Consider the following 17053-nt stretch of genomic DNA (forward strand, 5'->3'; position numbering starts at 1 on the left):
GTCATCCCCTCCCGCCCGCGCGTGCGGTCCACAGCCTTTATGCCACGTAGCGAACGTTTAGGCCGAGGAGCCGGATGCCTGAATTGGGCACGTCCGGATCTGTGGGAACCGCGGGTGAGCGATCACCCGCGGTCACCCGGCTTGAGCGCAGTGCCGGGCAGGGGTAGCGGCGACTTTAGTCGCCCGCGTTGGTCGATACTCCCCGGAAACCACCTCGGCTAATGGATGACTGCTCACTCCGGTGCAGCTGCGCTCCGATCTGATTCGGCGTTCTGCTCCGGCACCGATGGACCAAGCCAAGGCGCCGCTCGGCGCAGATCCACACGCGGGATACGCAGCTGGATCCGGTCCGAGGTCACCTCGCGCGACATGGACGCGACGTCGGCGTCCGGCGGCAAGGTCAGACGCTGACTCGCCGACCCGCGCATGACACTGTAGCCCCGGCCGTAGCCCGCGTCGAAGCTATCCGTTTGATACTCCTCGGCCCGAGTCCGGTAAGCAATCCTCAATCCGCGCCCTCTTGAACTGATTTGGACCTGCTCGGGAGCGATGTTTGCAAGCCTGATCTCGACGAGATAGGCGTCGGGGGTCGCTCGTCGCGAGATCGACAGATGTCTCGCCTGCCGGCTCAAGGCCGCGGGCTGCGCGGAAGGTCCGTTCGATTGTGCGGCGAAGGGGTTACTCGGCGGCACAGGCAGCCCCGGCGGCTCCATGAACGGAGGTGGTCCGAAAGACTGCGGCGCGTAAGGGTTGCCCGGGTCCACGAAGGGGCCATGGTTGCTCCATCCGCCGGCCCATGGGGCAGCGGGAGCGTAAGGTCCGGGCGGTGGCGGTCCGTAAGGACCCCATGCGAAGGACGGGGCGGAAGCGACGATGATCAAAACCGCGGCGGGCAGGTGAGCGATACGCATCGGTGACTCCTACATCTTCGGGGATCCGATACGTCAAGTATAGGGCGGCGGAGGACATTGGCGCACCCGCCAAGTCGGGCGATCCGCCGAATCGACGAGGCCATGCGCCAAGAGCCAGAGTCGCGCATCCTCGGCATCCTGCTCGAACCAACGCTTGGTCGAGCCCAGCCGAAAGCTGTAGCCCCAGGCATCCATGTCGGCGAAGAGGCGCTCGCGCCCGAGCCCCGGGATCGCATCCGCCAACAGCACTTGGAGATAACAGACCGCATTCTCTTCCGGGTCGTCGCCACCGGCATCCGTATGCAGGCGCGCGCGCCGATCCGGGTCCATACAGATCCAATGCCCCGCCTCGTGCAGAACCGAGTGCAGAGGCGTCTCGGGTGTGGCATGCAGGACGTCGCCGACTAGGCCGGCTTCCGACTCACCCCAATAGGAGCCCGGAATCGGCTGGCCTGCGTCATGGACGCGGAACCTCAGGCCGAAACGCCCGAGCAAGGACACGACCTGCTTGATCTGCGCACCCATGGCGCCGAGCGTCTGGACGCGTGGGGGGCTTGCGGGGGGGGCGTGATCGTCCATCATGCTGTCGCTGTTGGCTTTCAGGGTCGGTCGGCGGATCGCGGTCTGCGGTGGGGTGATGAGCGAGAACAAGCATACGGCAGGTTCCTTAGCGAGACGAGGCCTCGCTCGCAAGACCCAAGACCGGCGACCCAAGACATCAGTCGCTCGTGACACCCGCTCTGCGGTGTCACGCCTGCCCCTGGCGCTCTGCGCCACGTGCCACGATGGCCGGTTACGAGCAAGGCCGTTGATGGCGACATTCGTAAACCCGGTCGTTCCGTTCCACGCGCCGATCTCGACCCCCGCATAATGAAACCCGCTTGCATCGATCTTGCTCAAGGAGATGCTGTTGAGCTTCACGCCTCCCGGTAGGTCGGTGTAGAAGATAATGCCGGCGCCGTCGTTGGCGTCCGCGCCGGATCCCCTGACGTTGAGGTTGGAAATGACGAAACCGGCGGTGTTGTAGGCAAAGATGCCATCGCCTTCCCCGGCCTAGATCGTTGCCCTCCCGGTTCCATAAGAGCCGACACGGATCGGGGCGGCCGCTGTTCCTCGATCGAACGCGTCGAAGAACACATTTCCGTAAAAGCTGTCCCCTCCCCGCAAGAAGACGCGATCGCCGGGAAAGAGAATGAGGTCGTTGATTTTGTTTAAGGAGCGCCAATGGGCTTGAGGCGATGCCCCTGAGTTCGTATCGCGGCCGGCGTTGCTCAGGTAGTAATCGGCACCGAAGGAGGGCGAAGGGAGCAGCACGAGTGCGAGCAACAAAGGATAGAGCATGTGAGGTCTCCGAAAGTTCTCGCGTCGCATGTCACCGATGCCCCTATCGCTTGCGGTTCACAAACGTCTTGAGTCGCTGGCGATTCTTGATCTGGCTGGGCGTGAGCTTGTTGCGACGACCTGCGAAGGGGTTGGTGCCGCTCTTGAACTCGATCCGCAAGGGGGTGCCCAGGAGCTTGAGCTCGCGCCTGAAGCGGTTGATCAGATAGCGCCGGTAGGTGTCCGGGACCGACTCTGTCTGGTTGCCGTGGATGATGATGATGGGCGGGTTGCGCCCACCTTGGTGGGCATAGCGCAGCTTGATGCGTCTGCCGTGTACCAGGGGCGGTTGATGCTCCTGAACGGCGTCCTCGAGCAGTCGCGTCAGCTCGGGTGTCGAGAGGTTGCGGGTGGCATTGGCGTAGGCCTTCTCGACCTCATCGAGCAGAAGGCCCACACCGCTGCCGTGCAGTGCGGAGACCAGGTGCATCTTGGCGAAGTCGAGGAAGGCAAGCTTGCGCGCGAACTGGGTCTTGATCTGCTCGCGTTGGTCCGGATCCAGCCCGTCCCATTTGTTGATCGCGACCACCAGTGCCCGACCGCGCTCGATGATGTGTCCCGCGAGCGTGGCGTCCTGCTCGCCGACGCCCTCGTGGGCATCGAGCACCAGGATGACGACATTGGCTGCGTCGATCGCCTGGAGTGTCTTGATGACGCTGAACTTCTCGATCACGTCGTCGACCCGGGCGCGTCGGCGCATGCCAGCGGTGTCGATCAGGGTGTAATGGCGACCCTGTTGCTCGAAGGGGACGAAGATGCTGTCCCGCGTGGTGCCCGGGCTGTCGAAGGTGACCAGCCGGTCGTCGCCGAGGATGCGGTTGATGAGTGTCGATTTGCCTGCGTTCGGGCGCCCGACGATCGCGACTCGGATCCCTTCCTCGGTCTGGGCGGCGTCGATCCCCTCCTCGTCGGTCGCCGGGAATCCGGCGAAGACGGCGTCGATGAGGTCCTGCACGCCGCGCCCGTGGGTGGCCGAGACCGCCCTGGGCTCGCCGAGACCGAGCCGATGGAAGTCGGCGGTGGCCAGCACCGGGTCCATGGTGTCGCTCTTGTTGACCACCAGGCTCACCGGCTTGCCCATGCGGCGCAGCCGTGCGGCGATCTCGATGTCGCCCGGGGTGCAGCCGTCGCGCGCGTCGACGAGGAAGAGCAGATGATCCGCCTCGTCGATCGCGAGCTGGACCTGGCGCTCCATGAGGGCCTCGACCCCGTCGACGGCCTGGCTGATGCCGCCGGTGTCGACGATGACATAGCGGCTCGGTCCCACGACGCCGATCCCGTACTGGCGATCGCGGGTCAGGCCGGGAAAGTCCGCAACCAGTGCATCGCGCGTGTGCGTGAGTCGATTGAATAGCGTCGACTTGCCCACGTTGGGGCGGCCGATCAGTGTGATGACGGGCAGCATGCCGTTCAGGGGCTGGACTCCGGTGGTGCGGATCCCGGCGAATCGGCCGGTGCGGTGTCGACATCGCGCGAGGCGGCACCCGCATCGGCGGGCGCGCTGCCGCGCAGGCTCGTCTTGGCCGCGGGCGCACCGCCGATGCTCAATGCGGCCAGTGTGCCGTCGTCGGCGAAGACATAGAGACGGTTGCCGACAACCAAGGGTCGTGCCGTGATCGCCCCTTTGCCCGTAATGCGGGTGCGCCCGACCAGACGGCCGTCGGAGCGCGTGAGCAGGTGGACATAGCCGTCGAGGTCGCCGACCGCGATCAGGTTGCCCACCAACGCGGGGGCGGTCACCTGACGGTAGCGCAGACCCTCTTGCCGCCAACGCCCGGCGCCGTCGTTCGGGTCGGCGCCCCAGATCTGGTCGCTCGAATCGGTGATGAAGAGATCGGAGGCATCGGCGACGAGTCCGGCGTGTGCGGAGAGCTCGCGTCGCCAGATAATGGTGCCGGTGCTGATGTCGACGGCGGCCAGATCGCCGTTGTAGGAGCCGACGAAGGCGATGGTCCCGATCACGACCGGGTCGGCATCGATGTCGGCGATGCGCGAGAGCTCGGAACGCCCGCTCGGACGGGTGATGGCGACCTCCCAGAGCGGTGTGCCGTCGGCCGGATCGAGGTTCAGGAGCTTGCCGCCGGAGAGCCCGACGAGAACCCCTGCTGGCGTCATGACCGGACTACTGCTGCCGCGCAAGGTGAGCACGGGCGCCGGATAATTGACGCGCCATTGCTGGGTGCCGGTGTTGGCATCGATCCCGTAAATGCTGTCGTCCAGGGTGTGGACGATCACTTGGGCGGTGTCGGTCAGGCGCGGGACCGAGAGAACCTCGCTGCCGAGCTGTGTGCGCCAAAGCTCCTTGCCGTCGCTGTTGGAGAAGGCGATGAGCTCGCCCCGACTGGTGCCGATGACCAAGCGGTCGCCCTTCACATCGGGTCCACCGCTGAACTGCAGATCCGTGTCGCGCTCCCAGAGGACGCGACCGCTGTCCGCGGCGACGGCGACCAGCCGACCGCGTGGATCGGCGACATAGAGGCGATCCGCGGCGAGCACCGGGACCAAATAGAGCCGTCGTTCCGCCGTGCCGCGCGTCACTCGCGCCGACCAGAGGGTCGTCAAGCCGACCGTCTGCGCGATCTCGGTGAGCTTGGTCGGCGGTGTGGGATCCTTGTCGGCGCCGATCCAGGGGATCATCCCGCAACCGCTCAACAGGCCGGCGAGAAGCAGTACCCCGAGTCGGGCGGCGCCCGCTTTCGATTGCGTGACCATAGACGGCTCTCCGACCGCTATCCGGCGGCGGGTAGGTTGTCGAGCTTGAGACGGATCAACTGCGAGAACCCGGTCCCTTCGGCGATCGCCTGCTCGTAAGCTGCGCGCGCCGCGACCGTATCCCCGCGTGCCGCGGCGATGTCGCCCCGCACCGCGGCAAAGTCGCCGGCAAACTCGGGACTGGTGTCGTGATCCGCAACGGTCTTGGCCGCCTCGTCCAGACGCCCCTCCGCAACCTGGATCCGCGCCAGGCGAAGCGCTGCGATGCGGGCCAGGGCGGGGTCCGGGGCGGCGGCGATCACCCCTGTCAAGGCGGTCATGGCCGCCTCGGCTTGGCCGGACTCGTAGAGCGCCTTCGCCTCGACCAGCGCGCCGAGCGCCGCATAGGGCGTCGATGAGAACTCGTCGTTCAGCATGCGGGCCTGGGTCACGACCGCCTCGGTTTGACCGGTCGCGGCGTTCGCGAGCACCTGGTCGAAGACCGCCGAGCCCTGGCCGGCGACGCTGTCGCGATAATCGCCCCAGTAGCGCCAGCCGACGATGGCACCCAGTCCGATGGCGATGCCCATGACTATCGCCACGCCGTTCTCTTTCCACCAGGCCTTGATGGCTTCGACTTTTTCGTCGTCGGTCTCGTAACTCACTTCGTTCTCCGTGGTGTCGTGGATTCCCGTGCGGCCCGGCCGGCGTTATCGCCCGCCGCCATCAATCCGGGTTCTCGATCTCTCGGGCCAGGAAATCGACCAAATCGTCGAACCCAAGCTCCTGCTGACCGCTGTCGTCCCGCAAGGGTTTGACGCCGACGATGCCCTGCGCCAGCTCCGCCTCGCCGAGGACGAGTGCGAAGGTTGCGCCGCTCTTGTCGGCCTTCTTGAACTGGCTCTTGAAGCTGCCGCCGCCACAGTGGGACATGAGTCGCAGACGGGGAAGGGCATCGCGCAGACGCTCGGCCAGGGCCGGGGCCTCGAGCTGGGCCTGATCGCCGACCGCGACCAGGTAGGCATGCACCGCAGGCTCGCCGGCGTGACCCGCGAGCGCGAGCAGCTCCACCAAGCGCTCGAGGCCCAAGGCGAAGCCCACGGCCGGGGTTGCGCGGCCACCGAGCTGCTCGACCAATCCGTCGTAGCGGCCTCCGGCACAGACGGTGCCTTGGGCGCCCAGATCCTCGGTGATCCACTCGAACACCGTGCGGTTGTAGTAGTCCAGACCCCGCACCAGCCGCGGATTGAGACGGTAGGGGATACGCGCCTGATCGAGACCGTGGCGAACGCCCTGAAAATGGGCCAGGCTCTCCTCGCCGAGATGATCCATCAGCGTCGGCGCATCGGCGACGACCTTCTGTGTCTCCGGGTGTTTGGAGTCCAGGACGCGCAGTGGATTGGTGTGCAGGCGCCGCAGACTCTCGGCGTCCAGATGCTCGCGCCGTGCCTCCAGATAGGTCACCAGCTGCTCGCGATACAGGCGGCGCTCCTCGGGGTCGCCGAGGCTGTTGATCTCCAGACGCAGGCCATTCAGTCCGAGCGCACGCCACAGCCGTGCGGTGAGCAGGATCAGCTCAAGATCGATATCCGGACCCGCGAGCCCGAAGACCTCGGCGCCGATCTGATTGAATTGCCGGTAACGGCCGCGTTGCGGGCGCTCGTGGCGGAACATCGGGCCGCGATACCACAGGCGCTGGGGCTGGACGAGCAGCCCGTGCTCGATCGCGGCGCGCACGCAGCTCGCGGTTCCCTCGGGGCGCAGACTCAGGCTGTCGCCGTTGCGATCCTCGAAGCTGTACATCTCCTTCTCGACGATGTCGGTGACCTCGCCGATGGAGCGCTTGAACAGATCCGTGACCTCGATGATCGGCGTGCGGATCTCGGCATAGCCGTAGCCTGAAAGGATGGAGCGCGCGGCGTCCTCGATGCGATGCCAGGTGGCGACGGCCTCAGGCAGGATGTCGTGCATCCCGCGAATGGCCTGGATGTATTTACTCATGTTCGGCGGCTCGATGTGTGCGGGCGACGCTCGGATGGGTTCGGCCTGAGCGCACCGTCACTCGGGCGATGCGGGATCGAACGAGAATCGCGCCACGTTGCCGCGCGAACGACCTTCCAGATCGAAGGGCTTGCCGTCGACCGTCATGCTGCTGTTGTTGACCCGCCCGACGGTGAACCGGAAAGGGGCTTGCCCGGTCACCTCTTGCCGATCCCCGGCCTTCATCTCGCCGGCGACGAGGCGCTGTCCGGCGGCGTCGCGGATTTCGAGCCAAGAGGGGCCGGTAAATTCGAGGACGATGCCCGTCGCCGTCGTGGGCTCGGCGGCGGGCGTCGGGGTGTCGGCATCAGTCGTCGCGGCCGTTTGAATCGACCCGCTTGTGGTCTCGGCGAGCGGGCCGGCTGTCGGCTCGGTCACCGGCTCGGGTGACGATCCCGGCGCCGAATCGGTCATGGATGCGGGCGAGTCAAGGCGCGTGCCGGGTCGATCGGGGTCGACGTCGGACGGCTCGGCGATCGGCGGCTCGGGCGTCATCGTTGTTGCGAGGCCGTCCGTCGGGGTCGATTCGCTCACCGCTTCGGGTGTCTCCTCGGCGAGCTCGGGAGCCGGTGTATCGATGCCTTCGCTATCGCCACTGCCCTCGGCATCCATGACCAGCGGATCCGGGTCTGTCGTGTCGAGGCCCAGCTCCGGGGCGAGCTCGGGGCGATCGTGCCACCAGAGTGCAATCATCGCGACGACCGCGGCGGCCAAGGCGAGGCTGACGAGGCGCACCAGGATGCGGGTGCCGCCCGACTCGCGATCGGACCCCGGGATCGGGCGGGCGGGCTCCAATCTCTTCGGTGTCCCGGCGTGGGCCTGGTAGGCGGCAATCAGCGGCGTCGGGTCAAGGCCGAGCATGCGCGCGTAGTTGCGCAGATAGCCGGTGATGAAGACCGGGTCGGGCAAGAGGTCGAAGCGGTCCTGTTCGAGCGCCTCGATGATCTCGGGCTTGAGGTGCAGCTGCGAGGCGATCCGCTCGATCGCCAGGCCACGCGATTGGCGCTGCACCCGCAGGCGTCGCCCCGGGCTATCGCCGAACTCGACCACGTTCTGGTCGTTCGGGTCGGTCGATTGTGTCTGGTTTGTCACTCTTGAGGTCCCTACAGCTCGCGGGTCTCGGACGCATCCGGAAAGTTTGCGCGCATCGCCTTCTCGTACTCGGCTGCGCGGGCTCGGTTACCCAGTGCACGTTCGGTCGTGACCGCGGTGGCGAGTGCCTCCCGGGCCGTCGCAGGGGTGCGCAAGGTCGTCGGCTCGAAGTAGCGATCCAGATAGAGCTTTGCCCCCTGCATGTTGCCGCGTTTGAGCTCGATCTCTGCGAGCTTCACCAGCGCCGGGCCGAAGCCGGAGTTGGCGGTGACGGCAGCGCGATAGTAGCCTTCCGCCTTGACCGCGTCACCGGCGCTGCCCGCACAGGTGCCCGCGTTGGTCATCGCGACCCAAGGCGTCGAGTAGAGTGGGTTGTCCAGCGCCTTCTTGAAGTAAACGTCCGCCTCGGTGTAGCGCTTTTGTCGACACTGATAGGCGCCGAAGGCGTAGAGGACATCCGAGTTGTTCGGCGCGAGCTTGACGGCGCGCTCGTAGTGCGTGGCCGCGAGGTCGGGCTTGCCCATCTCTTCGTACATGAATGCGAGCCACACGTGGGCCTTGGGGTAATTCTTGTCGGCCTCGATCGCCTGCTGAGCGCGACGGAATGCGACCTCGGTCTGGCCGCGGTTGTAGTACTCCTCGGCCATCTCGACGTAAAGGGCCGCGGGGCTGTCCTGCGGATCGAGCCCGAGCGGATCGGAGTCTGGCTGTGTGGCTTTGCTCGCGCAGCCGGCCAAGCCGAGACAGAGTGCGCTCGTCACCAGGACTGCGTTCGTCGTGAGCCGGCCGGCGGGTTGACTCGTCATGGCGTCGCCGCCTTCTCAATCCGAGCCCCGCCGTTCAAAGGGATCGCGACCGCGACGCGCCCGAGCCGACGGGTGCGATCCTCGACCCGACCGACGAGCTGCCCGCAGGCGGCGGCGATCTCGTCGCCGCGGGTCTTGCGGGTCATGGTGAAGATGCCGGCACCGGCGAGGCGCGCGCGAAAGGCCTCGATGCGCTCGGGCGGCGAGGTGGCGTACTGGTTTCCGGGGAAGGGGTTGAAGGGGATCAGGTTGACCTTCGACGGAATCCCCTCGAGCAGGCGGATCATCTGCTTGGCATGCGCCAGGCTGTCGTTGATGCCGTCGAGCATCACGTATTCCCAGGTGATGCGGCGGCGTTTGTCGTTGCCCACGTAAGCCTTGCAGGCCGGCAGCAGCTCGGCGAGCGGATATTTTCGGTTGATCGGGACCAGCTCGTCGCGCAGGGCATCGTTGGGTGCATGCAGCGAGACGGCGAGCGAGACGTCGCTCACCTCGCGCAACCGATAAATATTCGGGACGATACCCGAGGTGCTGAGCGTCAGGCGCGTCTTGGCGATCATGTAGGCGAAATCATCCTGCATGATGTCCATCGCCTTGACGACGGCATCGAAATTGGCGAGCGGCTCGCCCATACCCATCATGACCACGTTGGACGGTGCTGAACCCATCTGCCGGGTGGCATGCCAGATCTGACCGGCGATCTCTCCGACCGTCAGGTTGCGGTTGAAGCCCTGAGTGGCGGTTGCGCAGAAGGAGCAGTTGAGCGCGCACCCCACCTGGGATGAGACGCAGATGGTCGTGCGGCGTCCCTCCGGGATGAAGACGGTCTCGATGCGCTGACCGTCTTCAAGCTCCATGATCCATTTGATGGTTCCGTCGGCCGAGGGCTGATCGTGGATGATGCGCGGCAGGCGGATCTCGACGGTCTCGCGTAGCGTATCGCGCAACCCCCGTGACAGATCCGTCATGGCGCCGTAGTCGACGACGCCGTGCTTGTGGATCCATTTGAAGAGGCTGCGTCCGTGAAACGCCTTGAAGCCGAGCCCGAGCACCAGTCTCTCGCAGTCGGCAAGATCCAGGTCGAGGAGGTTGGGCTTGAGCTCGGCGTTGGTCACGGGGATCCTCAGCGGGTGCGCGGGCAAACGCCTTCCGGGAAGAAGAAGGCGATCTCCACGGCCGCGGTATCCGCGGCATCCGAGCCGTGCGCCGCGTTCTCGGTGAAGGAATCGGCGAAGTCCGCACGGATGGTGCCGGGTGCGGCATTGGCCGGGTTGGTGGCGCCCATGATGTCGCGATTCTTTGCGACCGCGTCCTCGCCTTCGAGGACCTGAACCATCACCGGACCGGAGGTCATGAACTCGACCAGCTCGTCGAAGAAGGGCTTGCCCTGGTGGATTCCGTAGAAGGCGGATGCCTGCTCCTTGCTCATATGGAGCATCCGCGCGGCAACGATTTGCAGCCCGGCTGCTTCGAAACGGCCCAGGATGGCGCCGATGGCGTTTTTCGCCACCGCGTTGGGCTTGATGATGGATAGCGTCTGCTCGATGGCCATGGTGGTTCCAAATAGAGGATGCATAGAGGGGTTGGGTCGGATCGCCGGAATCGCGAGCTGGGGTTCTCGGGACAATCTGCCCGTCGGCTCGCCTCGCGGCCCGTCCCCGTCGGAGACTTGAGTGGATTGCAAAGTCTACCGATCGGGAACGCCTCGAGCAACGCCGGCTACGCCGGCTAGCCGTGTTCGGCGTGAGCGGTTGCGGGTTTGGATCGGCCGGGCGGTTCGGCGGATAATCGGCCGACCTCCTTCCGCGCGCAAACGGTTTTCCGAATGAGCCATTACGATGTCTTCAACGGCGATGCCGACGGCCTCTGTGCCCTGCAGCAACTGCGTCTGGCCGAGCCGATCGAGAGCATCCTGGTCACCGGTGTGAAACGCGACATCGCCTTGCTCGAGCGGGTCGAGGCGGTCGAGGGCGATCAGGTCACCGCGATGGATATCTCGTTCGACAAGAATCGCGGTGCGGTCGAGCGCTTGCTGGGGCAGGGTGCGCGGATCCGCTATTTCGATCACCACTTCGCCGGCGAGATTCCGGCCCATCCGGCGCTGGATGTCCACATCGAGACGTTGCCCGACAAGGGGACCAGTCTGCTGGTCGACGATTATCTTAATGGCTCGCAACGGGCATGGGCCGTGGTCGGGACCTTCGGTGACAACTTCGACGCGTCCGCCCGACGCGCCGCCGAGCCCTTGGGCCTGACCGAAGGGGAGCTCGGACTGCTGCGCGATCTCGGCATCTTTCTCAACTACAACGGTTACGGCGAGACGGTCGAGGACCTCTTGTTTGCACCTGACGTGCTTTTCCGCAGCTTGCAGCCCTACGCCGATCCTTTGACCTTTATCGTCGAGGATCCGACGTTTGCCGCCCTGCGCGACGGCTATGCCGACGACATGGCTCGGGCGCGCGCCGTCGCCCCCGGGTTCGAGAGCGAGCGGCACCGTCTCTTTATCCTTCCGGCCCAACCGTGGGCCCGCCGTGCCAGCGGCGTCTTCGCCAACGAGCTGGCCCAACAGGCTCCCGAGAAGGCGCATGCCATGCTGACCGGGTTGCCCGGGGGCGGATTTCTCGTCAGTGTCCGCGCGCCGCTCGCGCGCCCGGACGGGGCGGATGTGCTCTGTCGGAGTTTTCCGAGCGGCGGGGGGCGAAAGGCGGCGGCAGGGGTCAATCTGTTGCCCGAGGCCGAGTACGACACCTTCCTGGAACGTTTCCGCGCTGCGTTCGTATAACGAAAAGCCGCAGCGCCTCGGAAGAGGCGCTGCGGCATCTGACACGGCCCGGTTCGAGTCCTATTCGACGTCGGCGATGAAGGACCCGACATCCTTGAGCACGTGCGTCGTCTCTCGATCGCGCGATTGCTCTTCCTGAACCCGCAGGTCCACAGACTCGGCACTGCGCGACGCCGTGTCGGGCGAAGCACCGAGGGGAACGGGAGATGCCGTTATGTGTACGGTAATGGAGGCGTCGACGTTGCCGAATGGCGGGCGTCGACCTTTACTGGTATGAGGGGAAAGTTTGGCGAGGGGCGCTTTGAGGTGCGCCGAGATTCAGCGTCGCATGATCCGCCCGTCGGTCTTGGCGCTCACCGGGCTTTCGATGCGGAAGCCCTCGATGACCATGTCCGAGATGAGGCGTCCGGTCATGACGGGATCGGTCATCTCCTCGAGCATCGCATAGCCGTCTCCGCCGGCGGCGAGAAAGTCGGAGGTCACGATCCGATAACGGCGGGCAGGGTCGATGGGGAGGTCGCCGACAGTGGCGCTCGCAAGCCGCCCGTCCGCGATCCTGTAGCGCACCCCGGAGACTTGGAGAAAGCCACCGGGGTTGCCCCACGGGTCCAGTCCGGCGCTGCGCTCGAGTGCGGCGAGCAGCCCGGCGCCGGTCAACTCGCCCAGAACCAGCTCGTTGCGGAATGGGAAGGCCTGATAGATCGACTTGAGTGTGACAGGTCCGGCGGGGATGCTGGCCCGAAAGCCGCCGCCGTTGAGCAGTGCGACATCGGCCAAGGTGATTTCTCGCGCCAAATCAGTTACGAAGTTTCCGAAGGGGGCCTCTTCTCGGCGAATCAGCTCGCGCCAGGCGCTGAGCTCCTGCGTGCTGAAACCGACCACCGTATCGAGCTCCCGCTCGGCGTCCAGCGTGATGCGTCGGACCTCCGCCGCGATCTCCGGATCCTCGGGGCTCGCGGCATCGATCGGGATCAGTGTGTAGCCGGTTCCCGCCAGACGGCCCTCGCGGCAGCGGAAATCCATGCGTCCCAGCCAGCCGCCGCGTTCTCCGGCCTGTACGATGGGGACATTCTCCACAAACACGGGCTGTTCGTAGAGGTTGTGATTATGGCCGCCGACGATCAGGTCGATGCCGGGCACGGATTCGGCCAGCCGGCGATCGTCTGCAATCCCCAGGTGCGAGAGCACCACCACCAGGTCGGCCGCGTTGCGAAGCGCCGGCACCAGGCGTCGGGCGACAGCGACCGGCTCCTCCACGCTGATGCCCTCGATGTTGCGCGGATGGGTCGCGGTGGTCAGCTCCGGTGTCGTGAGTCCCAGAACCGCGACCTTCGGCGCATCCGGCCGCTCGATCACGACCGAAGAGAGCACAGGCAGAGGCTGTGGGTCGGACGCCACATTGGCGCTCAGGAAAGGGAATTCGGCCTCCTCGTTTAAGCGGCGAAAGATCTCTTGACCGTAGTCCAGCTCGTGATTCCCCATGACCGCGGCGTCCACACCCATGCGCCCGAGAAGCACCACGTCGGGCACGCCCAGGAAGAGGCTCGAGGTCAGTGTCCCTTGCAGGAGGTCGCCCGCGAACAACAGGACGGCCGGGCGGCTCGGATCCTCCGCCCGAACCTCGGCGACGGTTGCGGCGAGGCGTGCGATGCCGCCGCGCTCGGTCCCGTCGCGCGGGTCTTCGTAGGGCTCGAGCTGCCCGTGGATGTCGTTGAAGTGCAGGAGGGTGAGCGCCTGGCCCTGATCGCAGGCGGCCCAGGCTGGGGCCGGTGCCAGAAGAGCGCCGAGCAAGAGACAAGACCCAAGGATCACGGCCGACCCTGATCGCCTCGGGCGGTCCGCCGAGCGAGCGGCGACATCGGGGTCTTGGTTCCTCTCGTCGGCGACGCAGACAATGTTTGGGCTCATGGCTGGCGAATCGGCGGGCGGAGCGGAAAGCTTATGTCCAAAGCGCGCGAGACGTCCAACGGGATTGCCCGAGCTGCGCCGGAACGGTCACCTTGCCGAGGCGTGTCAACGCAATCGGTACGCGATCGGCACCACGATTTCGAGCCTGGAACGGCCCATGCTCGCCGGGATCGCCGGCATGGGGGACGCCCTCCGCAGCAGCTCCGACGCGGCACGATCGAGTGCGGTATGACCGGAGCTTGTCTCGATGCGATGCGAAAGGACCTTCCCGCTGCGGTCGATCACGAAGCGGACCCTGACGACGCCTTCCTGGCGCATCTTCCGGGCCTGGGAAGGGTAGCGCTTGTGACGTTCCAGCCAGGCCGCGAGCTGAGCGTAGTAACGGTCTTTGGATTTGCCCCCGTCGGCCTTTCCGACCGTTCCGCCGCCCCCCGCTCCGCCCGCGGACGGGGCACCTTTGCCGCCTGCGCCTGGTTTTCCGCCGGTGTTCGCATCGACGGATGCTGTCTTGGCCGAGGTCGATCGGGGTTTCGTCGTTTTCGGACCCGTCTCGGGTTTGGGCTTGGGCGCGGCTCGAGCGGTCCGTGGCGGCGGTGTCTCGCGGCTGCGGACCGGCTCGGCCTTTGGCTTCGGACGCACGGGCTCCACGGCAGTGATCGGAGCCGGCGCGGGCTCGGCGGCCCGGATGGTCTCGGTGGGCGTGGCGAGCTCAGGGGCGAGGGCGGGGACGCTGACGGCCTGGATCGCGGTCGCCTCCGAGATCGTCGCCGGGACCACCTCGGCTGCAATGGATTCGGCCGCCCCCGCTGCGCCGCCGCCTGCAGGTCCGGCCCCTCCGAGCGAGATGCGGATGCCGGGATCGTCCAGCTCGATCGGGGCCGGCGGCTCGAGCAGTTGCGCGAGGACGAGATGGGCGGCGAGGGCGAAGAGGAGTGCGAGCACCCATTGATAGCGTCGAGGCTCCATCACTCCAGGCTCATTCATCTCGCGCCAGGGTCAAGAGGTCGATGTCTTCGACCCCGGCCGCGCGCAACTGCTCGAGCAGATCGACCAAGCGAAGTGCTTCGAGGGTCGCGTCCGCCTTGATCTGAACGTGCGGAAGGCTCTCCGCGAGTTTTTCGGCGACTCTCTCCGCAAGGGTCGTGTCGTCGAGCAGCTCGCCGTCGAGGCTGATCCGTCCCGTTCGGTCGATCAGCAAGACAAGCGGCGCTGCTCGTGCGCTCTGCGGGCTGTCCGAGCGCGGAGGGGCCAGAGCAATCGACTCGGTCGGGGTGAGTTGGCCGGCCAACATAAAGAAGATCAACAACAGAAAGACGACATTGATGAGCGGAATCAGATTGGCTTCGCTGTCGGCTGCCGGCTTGGAGCGTTTCAATTGCATGGGGATTCAGAGGCGCAACAGGGTCAGGTTCGTTGCCCCGGCCTCGCGCAGGAGGTCCAAGACGTCGACCAGGCGCTGCAGGCTGACGCCGGGCGCCGGTTGGACCAGGATGCGCTGCGCCGGGTCTTCGCCGATCCGCGCCGCGACCCGTCCGGCAAGCTCGGTGGTGGCGATCGCCTCGGCGTTGAGGTCCAGTCCTTCCGGCTGCACACGCAACAGCCAAGACCCGATCACCGGGGTCCCGGCGCTCGCCGAGGCCGGTTCGCCCATCTCCACAGCCTGCCATTTGATCAGGCTGGAGGCGAGCATGAAGAAGACCAGGAGGATGAAGACCACGTCGATCAACGGAGTCAGGCTGATGAGTCGGCGATGCGGTGCGGGCGCGTCAAAGCGCATCGGGTATCCTTGGCGCAGCAACCGGCCGTTGCGGCGCGACGACCGGTTCCTCGAGCTGAAGCCCCCCGGTGAACACGCGCGTCACCTGATCCTCCAAGCGGCGGGTCACGCCTTCGAGGAGACGCTCCAGCCAATTCAGCGCGACGACGCTCGGGATGGCGACCGACAGCCCCGCGGCCGTGGTCAGCAGAGCGACCCAGATCCCGCCGGACAGAACCGACGGATCGACCTGATTTCCGGCCGCCTCGAGGGCTCGAAAGGCGTCGATCATCCCGATCACGGTTCCCAACAGACCGAGCAGCGGACTCAAGCTCGCGATCACCTCGAGCCCGCGAAGATGGCTTCGCAAGGACGTCAGCAGCCCCTGTGCCCGACGCTCGACCTCTTCGCGCAGCGCCGCCGGATCGTTCGCGTGGAGACTTCCCAGCATGGCGGTCCGAACCACCTCGGCGAGCGGGCTGCGTGCCTGCGCGAGCCGCTCGACCGCCTCGCGACGTCGACCGGCCTGCCAGTCGTTGAGCGCGGGCTCGATGTGCTCGGCACCGCCGTTTCGCAAGCGGGCAAACTGCCAGAGCTTGATCAGAACGATGGTCAAGGCGAGGACCGACATCCCGGCCAGAATCAGCATCACAGGTCCGCCGGCGTCGAGCAGGGCGCGCAGCGGCTCGGGGATGACGGTCACGAGCGGGGACGGCATGATCATGCCGAGCCAGGATGGCGCTGTCGTCAACGGATCCGACACCTCGGCCGCCGCGGCGGTCAGCGGAGCGAGTGCGGCGGCAGTCAGGGTTTCAGACATCGGGTCACTCTTCGGTGTTGGCCTCGGGGCTGGCCTCGGGGCTGGCCTCGGCGCGGTGCGGCGTCATCGGTCATTTCACCAATTGCGCCTCGGCGCGCGTCGACAGTGTCAGGCGCTCGATGCAATCGGTCTGCGGGCCCTCGGCGTCGCGACACTCGAGCACCTCGTTGATCAGGATGCGTCCGATGTCGGCACAGTCGAGATCCGGGATATCGAACAGCTTTACGGTCGTCTTCGCTGCCCGCAAAGGTGCGGTATCCACTGCCAGGCGTCGGGCAATCACGCCTGTTTGGTCGAACAGGATCAGGTCCAGCTGAAGTGCCTCGATCGCCGGTCCGGCGCTGTTGTCGAAGACCAGGTAGGCGCGACAGGCCTGCGTCTCGGGCTGTGGCTCCATCTTGTTGAGCTCGAGTTTGATTTCCTGAGCGCTGCCGATACCCGCGAAGGTGACGAAGGGCAGGAGCAGGAGTGCCTGCATGAGGTTGCGGTGATTCATCCGATGGAGCCTGTCAGCTATCGAGCCGAGGATCTTCGCCGCCCTCAGGGGCGCGGGTCAATCGGGGCCGATCGGATTTCGAGAATCCACGAGATCCGGCTCCGGCAGATCTCGGTACGCTCAGTCGACGACGCTCACGAGATCGCCGACCTTCATGCGCTCGAACAGAAAACGCGCGTCTTTCTCGCCGACGCGCACGCAACCGTGTGAATCCGGATAACCCGGAAGCCAGCCCTCATGCAGAAAATAATGTCCGTAGAACTGGATGGAGTAGGGCATCCAAGCCTGCATGCCGAGCTGGTTCGTATACCGAGACGACACCTTGTCCTTGTCTTTGCTGAGCACCGAGAAGGTGCCCCGTGGTGTTCGGT

19 protein-coding genes are annotated in these 17053 nt (G+C 66.0%); 1 reads left to right on the plus strand and 18 read right to left on the minus strand.

Annotated features, from left to right (window positions below):
* Positions 1-233 precede the first annotated feature (233 nt).
* From VLR48_RS10240 to ndk, 11 genes are all read right to left on the minus strand, one after another.
* The gene (locus tag VLR48_RS10240; protein WP_325291689.1) at positions 234-713 is read right to left on the minus strand and encodes an Hsp20/alpha crystallin family protein; all 480 of its coding nucleotides are present in this window, start codon (positions 711-713) and stop codon (positions 234-236) included.
* Between the two features lie 231 nt (positions 714-944).
* Positions 945-1436 carry a hypothetical protein gene (locus VLR48_RS10245; RefSeq protein WP_325291706.1) on the minus strand — a complete coding sequence of 164 codons (492 nt, stop codon included), beginning with the start codon at positions 1434-1436 and terminating at the stop codon, positions 945-947.
* A gap of 528 nt (positions 1437-1964) precedes the next feature.
* Complete coding sequence (locus tag VLR48_RS10250) at positions 1965-2252, minus strand: hypothetical protein (protein WP_325291690.1); 288 nt, start codon at positions 2250-2252, stop codon at positions 1965-1967.
* A gap of 43 nt (positions 2253-2295) precedes the next feature.
* Positions 2296-3696, minus strand: coding sequence for a ribosome biogenesis GTPase Der (gene der, locus VLR48_RS10255; protein WP_325291691.1), 1401 nt, complete (start codon positions 3694-3696; stop codon positions 2296-2298).
* A 5-nt stretch (positions 3697-3701) separates the two neighbouring features.
* Complete coding sequence (bamB, locus tag VLR48_RS10260; RefSeq protein ID WP_325291692.1) at positions 3702-5003, minus strand: outer membrane protein assembly factor BamB; 1302 nt, start codon at positions 5001-5003, stop codon at positions 3702-3704.
* Between the two features lie 17 nt (positions 5004-5020).
* Positions 5021-5647: a tetratricopeptide repeat protein gene (locus tag VLR48_RS10265; RefSeq protein WP_325291693.1), complete on the minus strand. Its 627-nt coding sequence runs from the start codon at positions 5645-5647 to the stop codon at positions 5021-5023.
* A gap of 61 nt (positions 5648-5708) precedes the next feature.
* Positions 5709-6983: a histidine--tRNA ligase gene (gene hisS / locus VLR48_RS10270; RefSeq protein WP_325291694.1), complete on the minus strand. Its 1275-nt coding sequence runs from the start codon at positions 6981-6983 to the stop codon at positions 5709-5711.
* A gap of 57 nt (positions 6984-7040) precedes the next feature.
* Positions 7041-8114 (minus strand): RodZ domain-containing protein, encoded by a 1074-nt coding sequence (locus VLR48_RS10275; protein WP_325291695.1) that lies wholly within the window; start codon positions 8112-8114, stop codon positions 7041-7043.
* Positions 8115-8125: 11 nt separating this feature from the next.
* Positions 8126-8920: a type IV pilus biogenesis/stability protein PilW gene (gene pilW / locus VLR48_RS10280; protein WP_325291696.1), complete on the minus strand. Its 795-nt coding sequence runs from the start codon at positions 8918-8920 to the stop codon at positions 8126-8128.
* Positions 8917-10035 carry a 23S rRNA (adenine(2503)-C(2))-methyltransferase RlmN gene (rlmN, locus tag VLR48_RS10285; protein ID WP_325291697.1) on the minus strand — a complete coding sequence of 373 codons (1119 nt, stop codon included), beginning with the start codon at positions 10033-10035 and terminating at the stop codon, positions 8917-8919. Before rlmN ends, pilW begins: the two co-directional genes overlap by 4 nt.
* Positions 10036-10043: 8 nt before the next feature.
* The gene (gene ndk / locus VLR48_RS10290; protein WP_325291707.1) at positions 10044-10472 is read right to left on the minus strand and encodes a nucleoside-diphosphate kinase; all 429 of its coding nucleotides are present in this window, start codon (positions 10470-10472) and stop codon (positions 10044-10046) included.
* Between the two features lie 273 nt (positions 10473-10745).
* Here ndk and VLR48_RS10295 point away from each other — a divergent pair, with 273 nt between their 5' ends.
* Positions 10746-11702, plus strand: a complete 957-nt coding sequence (locus VLR48_RS10295; RefSeq protein WP_325291698.1) for an acetyltransferase — start codon at positions 10746-10748, stop codon at positions 11700-11702.
* Between the two features lie 318 nt (positions 11703-12020).
* Here the strand turns inward: VLR48_RS10295 and VLR48_RS10300 are convergent, their stop codons facing one another.
* The 7 genes from VLR48_RS10300 to VLR48_RS10330 all read right to left on the minus strand — a co-directional run.
* Entirely contained in the window at positions 12021-13610 is a 1590-nt protein-coding gene (locus VLR48_RS10300; RefSeq protein ID WP_325291699.1) for a bifunctional UDP-sugar hydrolase/5'-nucleotidase, read from the minus strand.
* Between the two features lie 105 nt (positions 13611-13715).
* On the minus strand, positions 13716-14594 hold the full coding sequence (locus VLR48_RS10305; RefSeq protein WP_325291700.1) for an energy transducer TonB: 879 nt from the start codon (positions 14592-14594) through the stop codon (positions 13716-13718).
* A complete protein-coding gene (locus tag VLR48_RS10310) occupies positions 14587-14991 on the minus strand; it encodes a biopolymer transporter ExbD (RefSeq protein ID WP_325291701.1) in 405 nt (134 codons plus the stop codon). The genes VLR48_RS10305 and VLR48_RS10310 overlap by 8 nt, the downstream gene beginning before the upstream one ends.
* A 6-nt stretch (positions 14992-14997) precedes the next feature.
* Positions 14998-15387 carry a biopolymer transporter ExbD gene (locus VLR48_RS10315; RefSeq protein ID WP_325291702.1) on the minus strand — a complete coding sequence of 130 codons (390 nt, stop codon included), beginning with the start codon at positions 15385-15387 and terminating at the stop codon, positions 14998-15000.
* Complete coding sequence (locus VLR48_RS10320) at positions 15377-16186, minus strand: MotA/TolQ/ExbB proton channel family protein (protein ID WP_325291703.1); 810 nt, start codon at positions 16184-16186, stop codon at positions 15377-15379. The genes VLR48_RS10315 and VLR48_RS10320 overlap by 11 nt, the downstream gene beginning before the upstream one ends.
* A 70-nt stretch (positions 16187-16256) precedes the next feature.
* Positions 16257-16682, minus strand: a complete 426-nt coding sequence (locus tag VLR48_RS10325; RefSeq protein WP_325291704.1) for a Tat pathway signal sequence domain protein — start codon at positions 16680-16682, stop codon at positions 16257-16259.
* 120 nt (positions 16683-16802) lie between these two features.
* Positions 16803-17053, minus strand: a 251-nt coding sequence (locus tag VLR48_RS10330; protein ID WP_325291705.1) for a L,D-transpeptidase, incomplete at its 5' end; no start/stop codon positions are given.

The organism is Thiocapsa sp., from assembly GCF_035467215.1.
In the GTDB taxonomy this organism is placed as follows: Bacteria; Pseudomonadota; Gammaproteobacteria; order Chromatiales; family Chromatiaceae; genus Thiocapsa.

Excerpts from the sequence above, each read along its gene's own strand:
- VLR48_RS10240 (WP_325291689.1), bottom strand. The coding sequence starts at position 713 with ATGGAGCCGCCGGGGCTGCCTGTGCCGCCGAGTAACCCCTTCGCCGCA.
- VLR48_RS10245 (WP_325291706.1), bottom strand. The coding sequence starts at position 1,436 with ATGGGTGCGCAGATCAAGCAGGTCGTGTCCTTGCTCGGGCGTTTCGGC.
- VLR48_RS10250 (WP_325291690.1), bottom strand. The coding sequence starts at position 2,252 with ATGCTCTATCCTTTGTTGCTCGCACTCGTGCTGCTCCCTTCGCCCTCC.
- der (WP_325291691.1), bottom strand. The coding sequence starts at position 3,696 with ATGCTGCCCGTCATCACACTGATCGGCCGCCCCAACGTGGGCAAGTCG.
- bamB (WP_325291692.1), bottom strand. The coding sequence starts at position 5,003 with ATGGTCACGCAATCGAAAGCGGGCGCCGCCCGACTCGGGGTACTGCTT.
- hisS (WP_325291694.1), bottom strand. The coding sequence starts at position 6,983 with ATGAGTAAATACATCCAGGCCATTCGCGGGATGCACGACATCCTGCCT.
- pilW (WP_325291696.1), bottom strand. The coding sequence starts at position 8,920 with ATGACGAGTCAACCCGCCGGCCGGCTCACGACGAACGCAGTCCTGGTG.
- ndk (WP_325291707.1), bottom strand. The coding sequence starts at position 10,472 with ATGGCCATCGAGCAGACGCTATCCATCATCAAGCCCAACGCGGTGGCG.
- VLR48_RS10295 (WP_325291698.1), top strand. The coding sequence starts at position 10,746 with ATGAGCCATTACGATGTCTTCAACGGCGATGCCGACGGCCTCTGTGCC.
- VLR48_RS10300 (WP_325291699.1), bottom strand. The coding sequence starts at position 13,610 with ATGAGCCCAAACATTGTCTGCGTCGCCGACGAGAGGAACCAAGACCCC.
- VLR48_RS10305 (WP_325291700.1), bottom strand. The coding sequence starts at position 14,594 with ATGAATGAGCCTGGAGTGATGGAGCCTCGACGCTATCAATGGGTGCTC.
- VLR48_RS10310 (WP_325291701.1), bottom strand. The coding sequence starts at position 14,991 with ATGCAATTGAAACGCTCCAAGCCGGCAGCCGACAGCGAAGCCAATCTG.
- VLR48_RS10315 (WP_325291702.1), bottom strand. The coding sequence starts at position 15,387 with ATGCGCTTTGACGCGCCCGCACCGCATCGCCGACTCATCAGCCTGACT.
- VLR48_RS10320 (WP_325291703.1), bottom strand. The coding sequence starts at position 16,186 with ATGTCTGAAACCCTGACTGCCGCCGCACTCGCTCCGCTGACCGCCGCG.
- VLR48_RS10325 (WP_325291704.1), bottom strand. The coding sequence starts at position 16,682 with ATGAATCACCGCAACCTCATGCAGGCACTCCTGCTCCTGCCCTTCGTC.